The sequence below is a fragment of the Alteromonas sp. W364 genome (assembly GCF_031846205.1).
GTDB lineage: Bacteria > Pseudomonadota > Gammaproteobacteria > Enterobacterales > Alteromonadaceae > Glaciecola > Glaciecola blandensis.
Window position 1 is genome coordinate 302218 of record NZ_JAVRID010000001.1, and the last position, 16084, is coordinate 318301.

General features: G+C 42.5%; 12 protein-coding genes and 3 tRNA genes. 11 read left to right on the forward strand and 4 right to left on the reverse strand.

The features are described from left to right. Nucleotides 1-76: 76 nt before the first annotated feature. Complete coding sequence (locus tag RM556_RS01280) at nt 77-1249, forward strand: acetyl-CoA C-acyltransferase (protein ID WP_311360139.1); 1173 nt, start codon at nt 77-79, stop codon at nt 1247-1249. A gap of 88 nt (nt 1250-1337) precedes the next feature. Here RM556_RS01280 and RM556_RS01285 read toward each other — a convergent pair whose 3' ends face one another. Beyond that, nucleotides 1338-2984 carry a FapA family protein gene (locus RM556_RS01285; RefSeq protein ID WP_311373664.1) on the reverse strand — a complete coding sequence of 549 codons (1647 nt, stop codon included), beginning with the start codon at nt 2982-2984 and terminating at the stop codon, nt 1338-1340. Nucleotides 2985-3062: 78 nt separating this feature from the next. Continuing rightward, nucleotides 3063-4580: an exodeoxyribonuclease I gene (gene sbcB / locus RM556_RS01290; protein ID WP_311360141.1), complete on the reverse strand. Its 1518-nt coding sequence runs from the start codon at nt 4578-4580 to the stop codon at nt 3063-3065. Nucleotides 4581-5088: 508 nt separating this feature from the next. Between sbcB and RM556_RS01295 the strand changes: the two genes are divergently transcribed. The 4 genes from RM556_RS01295 to RM556_RS01310 all read left to right on the forward strand — a co-directional run bounded on the left by RM556_RS01295 (nt 5089) and on the right by RM556_RS01310 (nt 10858). Continuing rightward, complete coding sequence (locus RM556_RS01295; protein ID WP_311360142.1) at nt 5089-5346, forward strand: hypothetical protein; 258 nt, start codon at nt 5089-5091, stop codon at nt 5344-5346. A 141-nt stretch (nt 5347-5487) separates the two neighbouring features. Further along, nucleotides 5488-6555 (forward strand): isoaspartyl peptidase/L-asparaginase, encoded by a 1068-nt coding sequence (locus RM556_RS01300; protein ID WP_311360143.1) that lies wholly within the window; start codon nt 5488-5490, stop codon nt 6553-6555. A gap of 3 nt (nt 6556-6558) precedes the next feature. Continuing rightward, nucleotides 6559-10455 carry an ATP-dependent RNA helicase HrpA gene (hrpA, locus tag RM556_RS01305; protein ID WP_311373665.1) on the forward strand — a complete coding sequence of 1299 codons (3897 nt, stop codon included), beginning with the start codon at nt 6559-6561 and terminating at the stop codon, nt 10453-10455. Between the two features lie 100 nt (nt 10456-10555). Next, complete coding sequence (locus tag RM556_RS01310) at nt 10556-10858, forward strand: PilZ domain-containing protein (protein WP_311360145.1); 303 nt, start codon at nt 10556-10558, stop codon at nt 10856-10858. Nucleotides 10859-10894: 36 nt separating this feature from the next. On the opposite strand, the gene RM556_RS01315 is transcribed toward RM556_RS01310, so the two are convergent. Both RM556_RS01315 and rnhA read right to left on the reverse strand, forming a co-directional pair. Beyond that, nucleotides 10895-12079 carry a class I SAM-dependent rRNA methyltransferase gene (locus RM556_RS01315; RefSeq protein WP_409220040.1) on the reverse strand — a complete coding sequence of 395 codons (1185 nt, stop codon included), beginning with the start codon at nt 12077-12079 and terminating at the stop codon, nt 10895-10897. After that, nucleotides 12073-12543, reverse strand: coding sequence for a ribonuclease HI (rnhA, locus tag RM556_RS01320; RefSeq protein WP_311360147.1), 471 nt, complete (start codon nt 12541-12543; stop codon nt 12073-12075). The genes RM556_RS01315 and rnhA overlap by 7 nt, the downstream gene beginning before the upstream one ends. Before the next feature lie 108 nt (nt 12544-12651). Here rnhA and dnaQ point away from each other — a divergent pair, with 108 nt between their 5' ends. From dnaQ to lolD, 6 genes are all read left to right on the forward strand, one after another. Further along, complete coding sequence (gene dnaQ / locus RM556_RS01325; RefSeq protein ID WP_311360148.1) at nt 12652-13365, forward strand: DNA polymerase III subunit epsilon; 714 nt, start codon at nt 12652-12654, stop codon at nt 13363-13365. Further along, complete coding sequence (locus tag RM556_RS01330) at nt 13316-14824, forward strand: TIGR03503 family protein (protein ID WP_311373666.1); 1509 nt, start codon at nt 13316-13318, stop codon at nt 14822-14824. The genes dnaQ and RM556_RS01330 overlap by 50 nt, the downstream gene beginning before the upstream one ends. A gap of 151 nt (nt 14825-14975) precedes the next feature. Continuing rightward, a tRNA-Asp gene (locus tag RM556_RS01335) sits at nt 14976-15052 on the forward strand. Nucleotides 15053-15079: 27 nt separating this feature from the next. Beyond that, nucleotides 15080-15156, forward strand: a tRNA-Asp gene (locus RM556_RS01340). 42 nt (nt 15157-15198) lie between these two features. Beyond that, nucleotides 15199-15275 (forward strand) — tRNA-Asp (locus tag RM556_RS01345). A gap of 115 nt (nt 15276-15390) precedes the next feature. After that, the gene (lolD, locus tag RM556_RS01350) at nt 15391-16083 is read left to right on the forward strand and encodes a lipoprotein-releasing ABC transporter ATP-binding protein LolD (protein WP_311373667.1); all 693 of its coding nucleotides are present in this window, start codon (nt 15391-15393) and stop codon (nt 16081-16083) included. Nucleotide 16084 lies beyond the last annotated feature (1 nt).

The following is a 16084-nucleotide window of genomic DNA, read 5'->3' on the forward strand; positions in this document are numbered from 1 at the left end:
AAAGTCGTCTGTTAAACGACCTGAAACGATTTATAGTCAAAATGTGGGTTATATTTTAAACAATAGGAAGAATGAAATGAGTGATTCAATTGTAATTGTCAGTGCGAAAAGAACACCTATGGGTGGTTTTATGGGAAGTCTTTCGGCCGTTGCTTCCACCGTTTTGGGTGCAACAGCGATAGAAGCTGCCATTGATGGCATTGATGTAAATGCGGTTGATGAAGTGATCATGGGATGTGTATTACCTGCCGGTTTAGGTCAAGCACCCGCAAGACAAGCGACACTCGGTGCTGGTTTGCCATTAGCGTCGGGCGCAACCACCATCAATAAGGTGTGTGGTTCTGGTATGAAGGCCATTATGTTGGCTCATGATCTAATAAAAGCAGGTAGTGCTGAGCTCATTGTCGCTGGCGGTATGGAAAGTATGAGTAATGCTCCCTATTTATTGCCTAAAGCGCGAGCAGGGTATCGCATGGGGCATGGCCAAACGCTCGATCATATGATGTTAGATGGATTAGAGAATGCTTATGACGGAAAAGCAATGGGCTGTTTTGCACAAGATACAGCGGATAGCGAAAGTATTACTCGTGAACAAATGGATGAGTTTGCCCTTGGCTCGCTGAGCAAAGCAAATAAAGCCATCGCTGATGGCACGTTTGTCGATGAAATTGCACCGGTAACCGTAAAGTCTCGCAAAGGTGACCTTGTGGTAGACACTGATGAAGGTCCAGGTAATGCACGTCCTGAAAAAATTCCAGCTCTGCGTCCAGCATTCAAGAAAGATGGCACTGTTACAGCTGCAAACTCGAGTTCCATTTCTGACGGTGCTGCAGCATTAGTTATCATGTCTGAATCCAAAGCCAATGCGCTAGGTTTGAAACCATTAGCAAAAATCGTCGCGCATGCTACGAACGCAATAAAACCGGAAGACTTTACGGTTGCTCCCGTTGGCGCTATTGAGAAAGTATTTGCTCAAACCGGTTGGACAAAAGATGATGTTGATTTATTTGAAATCAATGAAGCTTTCGCAATGGTCACGATGCTGGGTATGAATAAACTGGGTTTAGATAGCAGTAAGGTTAACATTAAGGGCGGCGCATGCGCGTTAGGCCATCCTATTGGCGCCTCTGGCGCACGTATCGTTGTAACGCTACTACATGCATTAAAACAACAGGGCTTGAAAAAAGGAGTTGCTGCGTTATGTATCGGTGGTGGTGAAGGCACCGCATTAGCTGTTGAAATGCTTTAATCTAAAAACAGTAAGCCTAAAATCAAAAACGCCGAACATCTTTGAATGTTCGGCGTTTTTTGTTGCTCAAACCAGCAGGTATATCCCTTTACACCAGTGGTTCGTATGTCCATTTTCCACCAACCAAACGAACGACGCTGCGCTTATAATCTTTCTCAGAGCGCCAGTTTCGTTTATTCTGCTTCACAGAGACACCATGAAAAAGTTCTTTGTTAGCGACAACGCGAGCATTAACTTCATAATCAATTTTAGCTTGGCGCATTTCAGCTTCAATATCTTCAAGCCATTTCAGTAAATGCTTCTCAGACTCAAAAGCGGAATCAATTTTTTCTACTTGGTTTAGCAGAGAGTTAGGGATGTGACGAGAGTGAATTTCTCGTAATTTCACTTCATGGTCGAAGTTGTTTTCTCGCAACTGTTTTAACGAAGTTAAAATGGCGTCATACCGCGTGTTCAATTGATTGATACCGTCAGAGAAATCGATAATCAAAGCACTGCCAGAGATTGCGCCCACGGTACCCGCAGCGAGAGTATTTCCGCAATGGATTTCACTTGCAAATAAGTTACCCTGGGGCTTTTCTGGGTCGCCGATAGTGACTTTACCTTGGCATTTTACTTTTGAATAAGCGAGCTGCTTTCTCACATTTAAATTCTTGCCAGCGGTAATATTTAAACCTTGGCCGTGCTGAACAAAAACACTACCTTTAGCTATTAGCTGGCAGTCTTCTTCATTCATCTTGCCCATTGCACCTTCGGTAATAATGATGTCACCGCCAGCACGAATGGTAGCCGACTCCACGAACCCGTTTATGGTGACATCACCTTTTGCAATCACTTGCATACTCTCTGTTACGTCGCCATTAACCAAAACAGCGCCTTCATAATTGATATTACCTGTACCTACGTTCACGCCTTTGGTTTGAAAGGTATCATCAACGCACATCACACCGTTTTCAAACTTTGGCTGACCGGTCACCGTTGCAATTATGGTGTTTTCATCTTGAGGTTTAAGAGTCGTATTGTGACCTAATTTGACTTCTTTCCATTCACCTGCTTCGGGTGTTAAGGCTTCACCCACTACGTTGTAGCCTATGCGTCCTTTGCTAGGGGCTTGGCGTCTAGCGACAGGTGTTTTCGCTGGTACACACAATATGTCACCTAAGTTGCGCATATCCACTTTGTCATCACCCGCATCTTGAGGTTGTAATATGCGGTCAAGGGCATTGGGCACCAATGGTTTGATATATGAAGGTTTGCCGTCACGCGATGGCAAACCCTTTGCTACGTCATTCGTAAATTCAGCGCCACTAGGTGCAGTGGAGGCCTGCTCTATCAAGCTAATCACTCGCTTCTTACTGATCCCGCGAGTAACCCCCTGCTGATTGAGCAGAGCGAGTATGTTCTCATAGGATGGTACACTGCCAGAATAGGGCGCCTCAATCGTTAGTTGAGCGCTCATTTTGTCATCAGCTATTTCGATAGAAATGGCGGCATCACGCACCTCACCAATAACTATTTTTTGTTCTTCCACGCTTTGACTGAGCTTCGCCGCGTTCGCTTTTTCACAAAGCGACGCAATAGCATTGGTCAGCATAAAATAACTGTTATGTTCTGATGACATAACGTAAGCCTCTAAACTCGCGGGCTTGAGCTCACCTTCTAGTAGAAGAGGGTCAACAGTCGCAGTTAACTGCTTCGTGCTGCTGTTTGCTGTTAGTGTTACGCCTTTCATCATTAAAAATTTACCAAAAGAGTGACTACTTAAATAGATACTTGTTTACACGAAATTGGTTTTATCAGTAATTTCGTTAAATTACAATTCTTCCAAAAACCGAGTTAGGGAATTGAGTATCGTCATTTTTTTCTGATCATCAGCATATTTCTCTGTCAGCATCGCTATTTCTTGCTGACATTCACTCAACGACAAGCAAGTCTGTTTACCTTGCTCTATAAAGCGTTGTTTCCTATGTGACTGCCAAGTTTCTAACTCTTGCTGATCAAAACTTGATGGGAAGTTTCTACCTCTATAGCGAAAAAGTTGCGCTTGATAATCGTCATTAGGGGCTTTGTTCTGCCATACAGCAAGTTGTTCTGGCTCGCTATGACGTACTTCCATCATCCATTCTTTATCGGCATGTGAAGGAAAACCTCTAGCGTATATGCTGCCGTCAACATCAAGGTTTTGTTTGTTTGTATTCTCTTGTGTATACACTTGTGTCACTTTAGATTGTAAATCCGACATTTGTTGCAAAGATTGAAGTTGTTGTAAGCAGAATTCACGATCAATATTGAGTCTTTGCGCATGTTCTGGGCTGAGTGTTTTAGCTGGCGCAACAAACGGACATTTGTTTATATGAATCAATTTTAAGGGAGGACGCGAAATACCCTCTGGTAATTCGTCACTGCGGGTGTATAAATATTGGCTAATAGTATCAGCATCTAAGCTTAACAGTGAGGAAATATCTTCTGCTAGGTCGATACAGATAATGGCATTCTTGTTCGTTGGGTGTTGAGCAACAGGATAAAACCAAGAGCAACATCCTCTTTCTGAAGAAATCATACCGCTAATATGCAGAAAAGGCTTATTGGCCTCTAAATCTATATGTTGAAGGACCGTATTTTTATTACGTAGGCTAAAATAGAACGAGAACAATTTAGGTTGCTTCTCTTTTATCAGTTTTGCCATTGCAATTGTCGCTTTCACGTCAGATACCGCATCATGTGCCGACTCATGAAGAATACCATTTGCCGCAGTCAACTCCTCTAAGCGGAAAGAAGGTAGTTGTTTTTCATTAATAGGCCATTCAATCCCCTCCGGTCTTAGTGCGTAACAGGCCCGCATCAAATCAATGACATCCCAACGACTATTTCCGTTTTTCCACTCGCGTTCGTAGGGGTCATAAAAATTTCGATATAGCAGGTTGCGCGTTACTTCATCGTCGTAACGAATACTGTTATAGCCAACAACACAAGTGTCATTTTTACTCATTACCGAATGAATTTTCTTAGCAAACTGCGCCTCAGAATAGCCATCTCTGAGGCTTTGCTGTGGTGTGATGCCGGTAACCAAACATGCCATTGGGTTAGGAATGTAATCATTAGGTATCTGACAAAAAAAACTGTTTGGTTTTTCTAAAATATTCAAATCTACATCAGTTCTGATGGATGCAAACTGGCAAGGAAAGTCATACTTTGGATTCACGCCCCAACTTTCATAATCGTGCCAAAGTAAGGTTGGGCCGTCATAATCTGTGGTAGTTGGCAATTCGTCTTTATCATTCAGTTCAACTAAGAAGGATTTAAATTGTTCTTTTAATTCTGAGCTTGGCATGGATCCCTGCTAATTTGAGCGCAATAAAGTAATGCGACTGACACAACGTAGCGTTTACTTTAGCATGCTTAAGTCTACATTGAACCTGACCTCAAGATATTTTCCTGTGACGCTCATTTATACAAGGCTAATTGGGCATTGTACTTACGTAAATATCGTGGGATTTCTAAGCACAAACCTTTTTAAACACGCGTTGGTAAAAGTTGATGTTTTTTATGGGTTTAGTAGTTAAATTTATTGTAAGTATCTGAAAAGTAAGTTGTATTTGTATCTTGATGTTTTTGTTTGTTATTTTGTTTTTAATGATGATTTCGTTTATTCAGACTTTTTTGCTCTAACACGTAGCGTCATTTTTCAGGCGCATTTCGCGATGAATTGAAAATACAGTGTTTCTTTTTTTCCAATCACTTTTTGCTCAATAATTGTCAGTTTCTATTCCTTTTTTGACTAAGCCTAGACGTTATTGTGGCGCTAATATGCGACAGTCATTTTTAATTAGGAAGCGATTATGCGTGAAGTAATAAAAATGGAAGCTGACTATAAACAGGGTTATGCGGATGAGGGAATATCGTCAATGGGAACTGAAATCGATAGTGCAATTTTACCCTTCTTTTCCGTGAGAAAACTGCGCTTGATCTACAATGAGCTGATTGGAAGTAGTGGATTTGAATTTGACTCATACGATGCGTTCAAGCACCAAGTGATGTCGTCGGTCGCGCCGCAATTAGAACTAAACAAGTGGCAAGCAATTGCTGCGAGGAGATAAATAGATTTTGTTACCTATGTCTTGTCTATTTTTGTCAACGTGAGCGTCTGCGGGTTCTGCTGACAAAACCTAGACAAGGCACAAGCTAATAGCTTACTGTTACTGGCAATGTTAATGGACATAAAAAATAGGATATCCAACATGCAAGTAACCAATCTTTTGAGACTGCGCACGCAGTTTGTGTGCGCACTTATGCTATCAATAAGTTTTGTTTCAAATGCGTTTGAAACTGAATCTACTACAAGCTCATTAAACCCCAATGCTAAGGTGGCTATTGCGCTGCACGGTGGTGCTGGCACGATTTCTAAGGCCAATTTAAACGCTGAGCAAGAGAAAGCATACCGCGCTATTTTGGAGCAAGCTTTGCGCGCTGGGTACCGTGCTCTACAAGCCGGAGAAGACGGTTCAGTTGCGGTCATTACGGCGATACAAATTATGGAAGATTCTCCTTTATTTAACGCGGGTGTTGGTGCCGTCTATACCTATGACGAAGAGCATGAACTAGATGCCTCAATCATGCATGGTAGGACTAAACAGGCAGGCGCGGTAGCGAGTGTGAAGCATATCAAAAGCCCAATAGCTGCTGCGAATCTAGTCATGACTGAGTCTGTGCATGTCATGCTTACTGGGGGTGGGGCAGAGGATTTTGCATTTAAGTACGGTTTAGAAAAAGTCGACAATTCAGTATTTAATACTGAGCGTCGCAAAAAAGCGTTAGATAGTGCAAAAGCAAAAATACAGGCCAATGAGCAGGCTTTTTTTGCGAACCCTGAAAATGCAGACTATAAGTTCGGTACAGTCGGTGTTGTTGTATTAGATTTACACGGCAATTTAGTTGCTGGAACGTCTACTGGCGGCATGACAGCAAAGCGCTTTGGGAGAATAGGTGATTCACCTATTATCGGCGCTGGCACGTATGCAGATAATGACAGTTGCGCGGTCTCTGGAACGGGGCATGGCGAATATTTCATCCGTTTTAACGTGGCTGCAGATATTTGCGCGAGAGTAAAATATCAAGATAAGACCATAGAGGTCGCAGCAAATGAAGTCGTCAATCAAGTTTTGGCCGAGGCAGGTGGGACTGGCGGGGTGATCGCAATGGATAATCAGGGTAATATAAGCATGCCTTTCAATACCGAAGGGATGTACCGCGCCAGTATCGACACGTCAGGCAAGGTTACTATCGGAATATACGGTTCAGAAAAATAATAAATGCAGTTTAAAATTAATGACGCCTTAGAACGCTGCCTTCTAAAGGATCGCTTTCGACTTTCAAAGCAGTATCAAAAGCTAAGTCGCTTAGCTGATAGCGATACGAAACTCGCCTCTTTTGAGGCACTCTTGCACAGCATCGATGAGTCTCAGCTAGCGAGGCAGTCTCGTGCTGAAAGTGTGCCTTCGATTGATTATCCTGACTTGCCCGTAGCAGACAAACGTGACGACATTAAAGAGGCTATATCTAAGCATCAAGTGGTCATTATTGCTGGTGAAACGGGGTCGGGGAAAACCACCCAAATTCCAAAAATGTGCCTAGAACTTGGCCGAGGCGTTGCTGGTTTTATTGGGCATACACAACCCCGACGCTTGGCGGCAAGAAGCGTTGCGTCTCGTATTGCTGAAGAATTAGAAAGTGAATTAGGTCAAGCGGTTGGCTTCAAGGTCCGATTTAGCGACAACGTGGGTGACAATAGCCATATTAAACTGATGACTGACGGAATCTTGCTGGCAGAAATCCAACAAGATCGCTACCTGAATCAATATGACACGATCATCATCGATGAAGCTCATGAACGTAGTTTAAATATCGATTTCTTATTGGGGTACTTCAAGCAACTTTTACCTAAACGAAAAGACTTAAAATTAATCATCACCTCGGCGACAATAGACCCTGAGCGCTTCTCCAAACATTTTGACGATGCGCCAATCATTCAAGTTAGCGGGCGAACTTACCCCGTCGAGATTCGTTATCACGACCCAAGCTCAGGAGGGAGTGAGGAAGAGGCCGATACCGACCAAAGTTCTGCGATAGTGCATGCTGTCGATGAACTCATGCGGGAAAAACCCGGTGATATTCTGATTTTTCTAAGCGGTGAAAGGGATATTCGAGACACACGAGACTTATTGTCTAAACAGCATTATCGAAATACGGAAATTGTGCCCTTGTATGCGCGTTTATCTGCGGCGGAACAAAACCGTATTTTTCAGTCTCACTCGGGACGCCGGATTGTTTTAGCAACGAACGTTGCTGAAACCTCGCTGACGGTTCCAGGTATTAAATATGTGATTGATCCTGGCTTGGCTAGAATGTCTCGTTATAGTCATCGCAGCAAGGTACAGCGTTTACCCATTGAGGCTATTTCGCAGGCATCTGCAAATCAGCGAGCAGGGCGTTGTGGGCGTGTATCGGATGGTATTTGTATTCGACTTTACAGTGAACAAGACTTCCTTTCTCGACCAGAGTTTACAGACCCGGAAATCATTAGAACTCATCTCTCTTCCGTCATCCTCCAAATGTTGGCCTTGGGCTTGGGAGATGTGAGTCAATTCCCGTTTGTGCAACCGCCTGACGATAAGAATATTAATGATGGCATGAAGTTGTTAGAAGAAGTTCTTGCTATCCAGCGTCAGCATGGCAAGGTCAAATTAACCAGTTTAGGTCGGAAAATTGCTCGACTACCGGTTGACCCACGCTATGCCAAAATGGTAATCGCTGCTGCTGAGCGAGATTGTGCCAAGGAAGTCATGATAATTACCGCGGGGCTGAGTGTGCAAGACCCTCGTGAACGTCCTCAAGATAAAAAGCAAGCTGCAGATGAAAAGCATAAAGACTTTGCGGATGCAGATTCAGATTTTATTTCTCTACTAAACTTATGGACAGCCTTCGCTGAACAGCAGAAAGCATTGAGTAATGGGCAGTTACGTAAATGGTGCAAGCAGCACTTTGTGCACTATCTTCGTATGCGAGAATGGCAAGACATTGTCAGTCAGATGAAAAAATCCCTAGTCGAAGTAGGTTATAGACTGAATAGTAGCGAAGCTAACTACGAATCTATACACACCAGTATTGCAACTGGCTTATTATCTCAAGTCGGGATGAAAGATAAAAACAGAGAGTATTTAGGCCCAAGAAATACGCGCTTCATGATTTTTCCGGGGTCAGGCTTAAGTAAAAGCAGTCCCAAATGGATCATGTCTGCGGAACTGGTTGAAACCTCTAAATTGTTCGCAAGGAATGTAGCAAAAGTCGACCCTCGTTGGTTGGAGCCTATATCTGTTCATTTGGTCAATAAACAATTTGCAGAACCGCATTGGAGCAAAAATAAGGGTGCGGTGATGGCGTATTTAACCATCAATTTATTTGGTTTACCGATAGTTTCTAGGCGTTTACAGAATTACTCAAATGAAGATCCAGCCTTGTGTCGTGAAATTTTCATCCGCGAAGCTTTGGTTAATGGCGACACACGACTGAGTTATGCCTTCCTGAAAAAGAATCAAGCCCTGATTGCTGAAGTCGAAACCTTAGAGCAGAAATCAAGGCGACGTGATTTACTCATAGACGAAGATGATCTCTGTTTATTTTATCAAGATAAAATACCTAACGAGGTTTGCAATGATGTCACATTTAAAAAATGGTGGCAGAAAGAAGCACATAAATCACCGACTTTATTAGACGTCGATATTGATGCTTTGCTTAAAAAGGATGCTTCTGATATCCATGATAGAGACTATCCGGATGAATGGAGACAAGGCAATATCCGACTACCCTTAAGTTATGTATTTGAACCGAATGCTGATAATGATGGGGTAAACGTGAATATTCCTTTACCGCTCTTAAACCAAGTGAAAGATGTTGGTTTTGATTGGCTAGTACCGGGTTTCCGACATGAATTGATCGTTGCATTAATCAAGGCGCTACCGAAGCGACTGAGACGTAATTTTGTACCGGCGCCTAATTTCGCAGAGGCATGCTTAGCTGATATTCAGCCCACCGATGATAATGGCGGGCCTGTTAACCTGATTGAAGCCGTCAGCCGTAAATTACGAAAAATGACGGGTGTGTTGTTAACGGAAGAAGATTTTGAAGAACTGGTTTTGCCTAATCATTTACGAATGAATTTTTCCATTGTGGATGAAAATGGCAAGGTACAAAAGCAAGGAAAGTGTTTAAGGACTCTACAAGGTCTATTAAAGGGGAAAGTGAAGCAAACGCTTGAATCTGTTGCAACGCCAGATTTAGAAAGACAAGGTCTATTAGAATGGGATTTTAATTCACTGCCAGAATCTTTTGAGCAAAAACATGCCGGCTATCAGATCAAAGCTTATCCAGCCCTTGTTCAGCGCAACAATAAGGTCGATATCGTTTTATTGGACGACATAAATACGGCACGTGAGCAGCATCGTTTAGGTGTGTATCAATTGATAAAAAATACTGTACCTTCACCCTTAAAATTTTTGCAGCAAAAGCTGCCTAATAAAGCCAAGCTCAGTTTGTATTTCAACCCATTTGGGCAGATTTCAATCTTAATCGACGATATTATCATGGCTGCAATCGACCAACTGGTGCGTGAATTTGAAGTTAAAACAAAACAACAAATCAGAGATAAACAAAGCTTTCAAGCAGTGTGTGAAATAGTGCGGGAACATATTAATGATACCGCATTGGAAATCGCTACCAAAATTGAAAAAGGCCTGACGGTTGCTCATCAAATACAGAAGCAGTGTAAGGGGAATATTCCTTTGAATATGCTAAATAGTATTGGTGCGATAAAAGCGCAATTATCCCGCTTAGTTTATCGCGGTTTTGTGTTTGATTTCGGTATACACCGTTTAGATGATTGGAACCGTTACGTCACTGCCTTGCAACAGCGTATGGATAAATTGAAAGTTGACCCTAATCGCGACCGATTGAATCAACTAGAGGTTGAGAAAGCGGATAGCAAATATCAAGAAGTGCTGAGTAAATACAAGAAGCAAGGACTAGCGACAAATCAGTTGAACGAAGTTGAGTGGATGCTAGAGGAGTTTAAGGTGTCTTTATTTGCACAACAATTGGGGACAAGTATGCCAATATCGTTGAAGCGTATTACCAATAAATTGGCTGAATTTTAGTCTCTTTGTTGACTTATATTCCGAGGCACAATATAAAGGTACTACACGATGCAAGTTCTGATTGTTGAGTTGCAAACAATAATAAAGTCCGGAGTATGAAATGTTAGGCTACGACGACAAACGCAATTTCTATAGAATGATGGTAAATTCACCTTGTGAGCTAGCAATGCTAGACGACCCGGCACAAAGGACAATTCCCGCTATTTGTAAAGATATCAGTGCCACAGGCATGTCTTTGGAAATAGAGCAGGCATCTATGGAGATTGGTACACTACTAGAGGTTTCCATTGAGTCAAATAGCGACCAAATTCCTTCATTGAGTGCAAAGGCGAAAGTACTTCGCTGTCAAGCCGAGGGTGAAAATGCCTGTTTGGTGGGTGTTGAAATAAGTGAGATGAAGTAGGGATGCGCTGCATAATCTAGCAGCGCACGATGTTTACTATACAGAACAAACTAAGCCTTTTAGATAGTACCCTTCCGGAAAATTACCGCTCACAGGATGGTCTTCACTCTGCGATAAACGTTGGGTAAAGAATACGTCTGTTTGTGCATCTAAAGCAGCATCTGCCACAATCTTTTGAAACAAGTCTTGAGACATCAAGCCAGAGCAACTAAAGGTTAGAAGTACCCCATTTTTATTCAATAAAGACAGCGCTAATCTATTGATGTCTTTGTAACCGCGCGATGCCTTGTTTAAGTTATGCTTGCCATCGACAAATTTCGGTGGGTCCAAAATGATAACATCAAAGCGTTTCCCTTGATCTTTATACTCCCTGAGGAGTTCAAACACGTCTCGCTTCAAATGCGCTACCTTTTCTAAAGGCAAGTCATTCACTAACAGGTTTTGTTTGCTCATTTCCAATGCTGATTCAGAAGCGTCTACGTTGATCACATCCGTAGCACCTGCGGCTAAGGCATACAGTCCGAATGTCCCAGTGAAACTGAAGCAGTTAAGGACACTCTTGTCTTTGCAGTAAGTTCCAGCAATTCGACGGTTCTCTCGTTGATCTAAGTAAAAGCCAGTTTTATGGCCATTTATTAAATCGACAATTATCTTTATGCCATTTTCTTCAATAGTGACTGTCTTTGGCAGTTCACCTTTGAGCGTTTGGATGAGAGGTTCAAGACCTTCTTTTTTTCTGACATCAACGTCGCTGCGCTCGTGAATAATCGCCTCAGGGAAAAGCGTTTCTAATGCCCAAACAATTTTGTTTCTGTGTTTCTCAGCGCCAGCGCTAAGTAATTGTAAAACTACGACATTGTCGTAGACATCAATAGTAATACCTGGTAAACCATCCGCTTCAGCTGCGATGAGACGATATGCGTTGGTTTGATGTTTTTCTAGTATAGAACGCTTGCGTTCTATGGCTTGCTCTATTTTTCGTTTAAAAAATACGTTATCAATGGCTTCTGACTTCGTGAACGACCATACTCGGGCGCGAATTTGAGAGTGAGGGGAGAAGGCTGCTTTTGCTAACCACGTGCCATCGCTCGCTAGCACGTCTGCAGTATCACCTATCTTTAAACGGCCTTGAGTTTCCTGAATAGCGCCCTCAAATATCCAAGGGTGACGGCGCAACATCGATTTCTCGCGCCCTTCTTTTAAAATAATAGTACTCATGATTGGCTTTGCTCATATTCTTCGTCTGTATGTAATGCGTTGCCGCTCGCTGCTTCGCGCGCCAAATCATCGACTTCTTCGTTTTCAGGCTGACCAGAGTGACCTTTAACCCAATGCCAGTCTACATCGTGCTTTGAAACCGCTTCTTCAAGTTGCTGCCATAAATCAGCATTCTTTACTGGTTTTTTATCCTTGGTACGCCATCCATTCTTTTTCCAATTATGAATCCATTGGTTAATACCATTCTTGACGTACTGACTATCCGTATATAAATCAACCTGACATTTTTCTTTCAAACTATTGAGAGCTGCCACAGGCGCAAGTAACTCCATCCGATTATTTGTGGTTAATTTGTAACCCTTGGATAAGCGCTTTTTGTGTTCATTAAAGATCAAGAGGGCACCATATCCACCCGGACCCGGATTACCCAGACAAGAGCCATCTGTGTAAATTTTCAGTTTTTTCATATTAAGTCTTATTTATCATTGTCTGCGTGAACTGCTGCGAAGTATACTAGGGTCTGTTCACCTTTGCTGTACGTTTTTACCCGCAACTTAAAAATAGAAGAAGAAAAAATGCGTCAAATAGTGTTAGATACAGAAACAACCGGTATAGACCCAAAAGAAGGTCACCGTATTATTGAAATCGGTTGTGTTGAGATGATTAATCGAAAGCTGACTGGCAACACCTATCATCAGTATATTAATCCAATGCGGGAAGTAGAAGAAGAAGCGATTGCGGTGCATGGAATAACCAATGAGTTTCTGAAAGACAAACCAAGCTTTAAGGAAATAGCACCAGCATTTATCGAATTTATCAAAGGTGCGGAATTAGTCATACATAATGCGCCCTTTGATATTGGCCATATGGACAATGAATTTCAAATCAATCGATGCTCCATTTCGCAAACGAGTGAAGTGTGCACGGTTTTAGATACATTAGCTCTAGCTAGACAACAACGTCCGGGTCAAAAAAATAACCTTGACGCTTTATGCAAAGTCTATGGTGTTGATAATGCTCATCGTACTTATCATGGCGCTCTGCTGGATTCCGAAATTCTTGCCGAAGTTTATTTATGGATGACGGGCGGACAAACGGCCATGAGTTGGGCTCATGAATCTGAAGGCAGCGATCCTCAAAAGAAAAATGCGCCTCGCAAAGTTAATGTGTCAGGTTCCTTAAAGGTTGTGAAAGCATCTGCCGATGAACTAAGTAATCATGAGGCATATTTAGATAAAATTGAAAAAAAATCTTCAACAGTGGTATGGCGCGACGTTTCAGCTGACTAGGCCACGCTCCACTCAATCCAAGCTGGTCACTAAAACCATTGCAAGTATGTATATGGTTTTGTTTTGTGTCGTTGGTGCATTCGCGCAAGACGAACGATCGCCTGATCTTGATATGCTCTTGCAGAATAAAGAGCAGGTCGAAGAAGAGAAAGAAAGAAGTGGCCCAGCGATTATTGAATTGGGCAACGAATTTCAAAATAGCATTCAACTGCTCGGCAACCGCTTCCGTATTGATAACGATGTCGATGAAGTCACAATGGTGTTCTTTAGAGAGCCAGGTTCTTCACCTATTGTGCTAGTGCGACCGGACGGCTCCAAAGTGTTCTTGGAGGATGACGACGACGACAATATGTTGCGTTGGTATGAAACCGAAACCTACGACATGATTTCGATTAAAAAGCCAATGCCTGGCCCTTGGCAAGCAGTTGGCCAAGTGCTCGATGGCAGTAAAATTATGGTAATCGCAGATATCGTCTTAGATGCTAAGCCGATACCACCAAATATTTACTCAGGCGAAATCATTAAGCAAACCGCAGTACTAAGAAACGCAGGAAAACAAGTCGATTTCTCTCCGTTTAGAGATGTTGTCAGTTTGAGCATCGACTTTGTCAGTAATAATAATCCCAATTATGAAAATTTTGGCTTAGGTTCTCGCACCATTGCGCGCTTCCAAGATAATGGTGAAGGTTTTGATGAAGTAGCGGCCGACGGAGTATTTACTGGGCAATTTAATCTCAGTATCCCAAGTGGTGAGTGGCGTCCTACTTTTAGTATTCGAACCCCAATGTACACAAGAGAACAAATCAACGAAACAGTGATATTGCATAAAAATCCTATTCGAATCGAGACAATTATCGACGAAACGAATGAGGGGGAACATGTAATTCTCATTGATGTTGACCCCGAGCATATTAAGCTAGATTCGCTCTTAGTCGATGGAAAAATAAAGCGCCCCAATGGCGAAACAGATAATATTTCGTTAACTGAACTGAGTAGTGAGGCACGAAAGGTGAAGGTGCTAAACGATAGCTTCGGGATTTACAGGATTAATATCACCACGTTTGCCGAAACGGTGAATGGGCGCGATGTGATTATTGATGTGCCAGAACATACATTTGTTACGAAAGCACCTCCACCGCCTGAACCAGAGCCTGTTCCTGAGGCTGAGATAGAGGGTGCGAGCCCCTCACTGGACTTGCAACCATTTGCTGAACCGATTGAACCTGAGTGGTCTGCTGCTGACACGTTTACAGTAGTGATTGCGATTAACTTGTGTATTCTTATTTTTGGTGGTCTAAGCCTATTTTTAATTATCAATAAGCGGAACAATCCCAACGATAATATTTTGATGAGATTGCAAGAAAGTGCATCGTCTTTGTTGAGTAAAATAAAAAACATTATTCCTAAGAAGTCAGCAAAAACCGAAGAAGCGACATCGGGGAAAAAAGAAAGTGAATAGAAGGTCACCGCTTTGCCTAAAATTCGCGCAAGAAAACAATGTTTTTAAAAAAGCTGTTGACTCAATAAGACTGAAACCGTATTATCTGCGCCGCAATGCAGGGACAGGCTTCTTCGGAAAAATGTAACTCATTGATTTTGCTTGTTAAAGCGGAGTGGTAGTTCAGTTGGTTAGAATACCGGCCTGTCACGCCGGGGGTCGCGGGTTCGAGTCCCGTCCACTCCGCCATTTAACAAACAAGATGACATCTTCAGCGGAGTGGTAGTTCAGTTGGTTAGAATACCGGCCTGTCACGCCGGGGGTCGCGGGTTCGAGTCCCGTCCACTCCGCCATTTGTCATCTCATATTAAACAAGCAAAAGCACATACCACTGCGGAGTGGTAGTTCAGTTGGTTAGAATACCGGCCTGTCACGCCGGGGGTCGCGGGTTCGAGTCCCGTCCACTCCGCCATTTATTGCAAAGACAATACTTCAATCATCTTTTCCTCATATTTTGTTGTTCCTAGCGCGCAAGCCTGTAAACTATCCATATTCAGTTGATTACATACAGCCAATTTTTAATTTAAATGACAGACTCATTATTTCGTTGTGAAAAAATAAATAAGCATTATTCCGACGCAAACCAAGATCTCCAAATTTTAAGAGACGTTGATTTTTCCATATCCCCTGGTGAAAAAGTAGCCATTTTAGGCGCCTCAGGTTCTGGTAAAAGTACCTTACTACATATTTTAGGCACACTAGACCAACCAGACTCGGGTGAAGTCTTCTATCAAAACCAAGCACTTTTTGCTAAGTCAAAAAAGCAACAAGCCAGATTTAGAAACAGCGAACTTGGCTTCGTTTATCAATTTCATCACCTGCTTCCTGAATTCACTGCAGCCGAAAACGTGGCAATGCCATTGTTTATAAAAGGTGACAACAAAAAGCAATCGCTTAAACACGCTACTGAACTGCTTGCAAGAGTTGGTTTGGAGAATCGTGTCGAGCACAAACCTAATCAACTTTCTGGTGGAGAAAGGCAGCGAGTAGCGATAGCTCGAGCTTTGGTCAACCAACCTAAAATGATTTTCGCAGATGAGCCAACGGGTAACCTTGACGATAAAAATACAGAGTCTATCTATGCCCTGATAGAAGATATCAATAAAGAGTTCGCCACAGCATTTCTACTAGTCACGCATGATGAGCGCTTAGCAAAAAAAATGGACCGCACACTTCGTTTGGTTAAAGGTAAATTACTTCCAGATGAAAAAGGACGCTAAT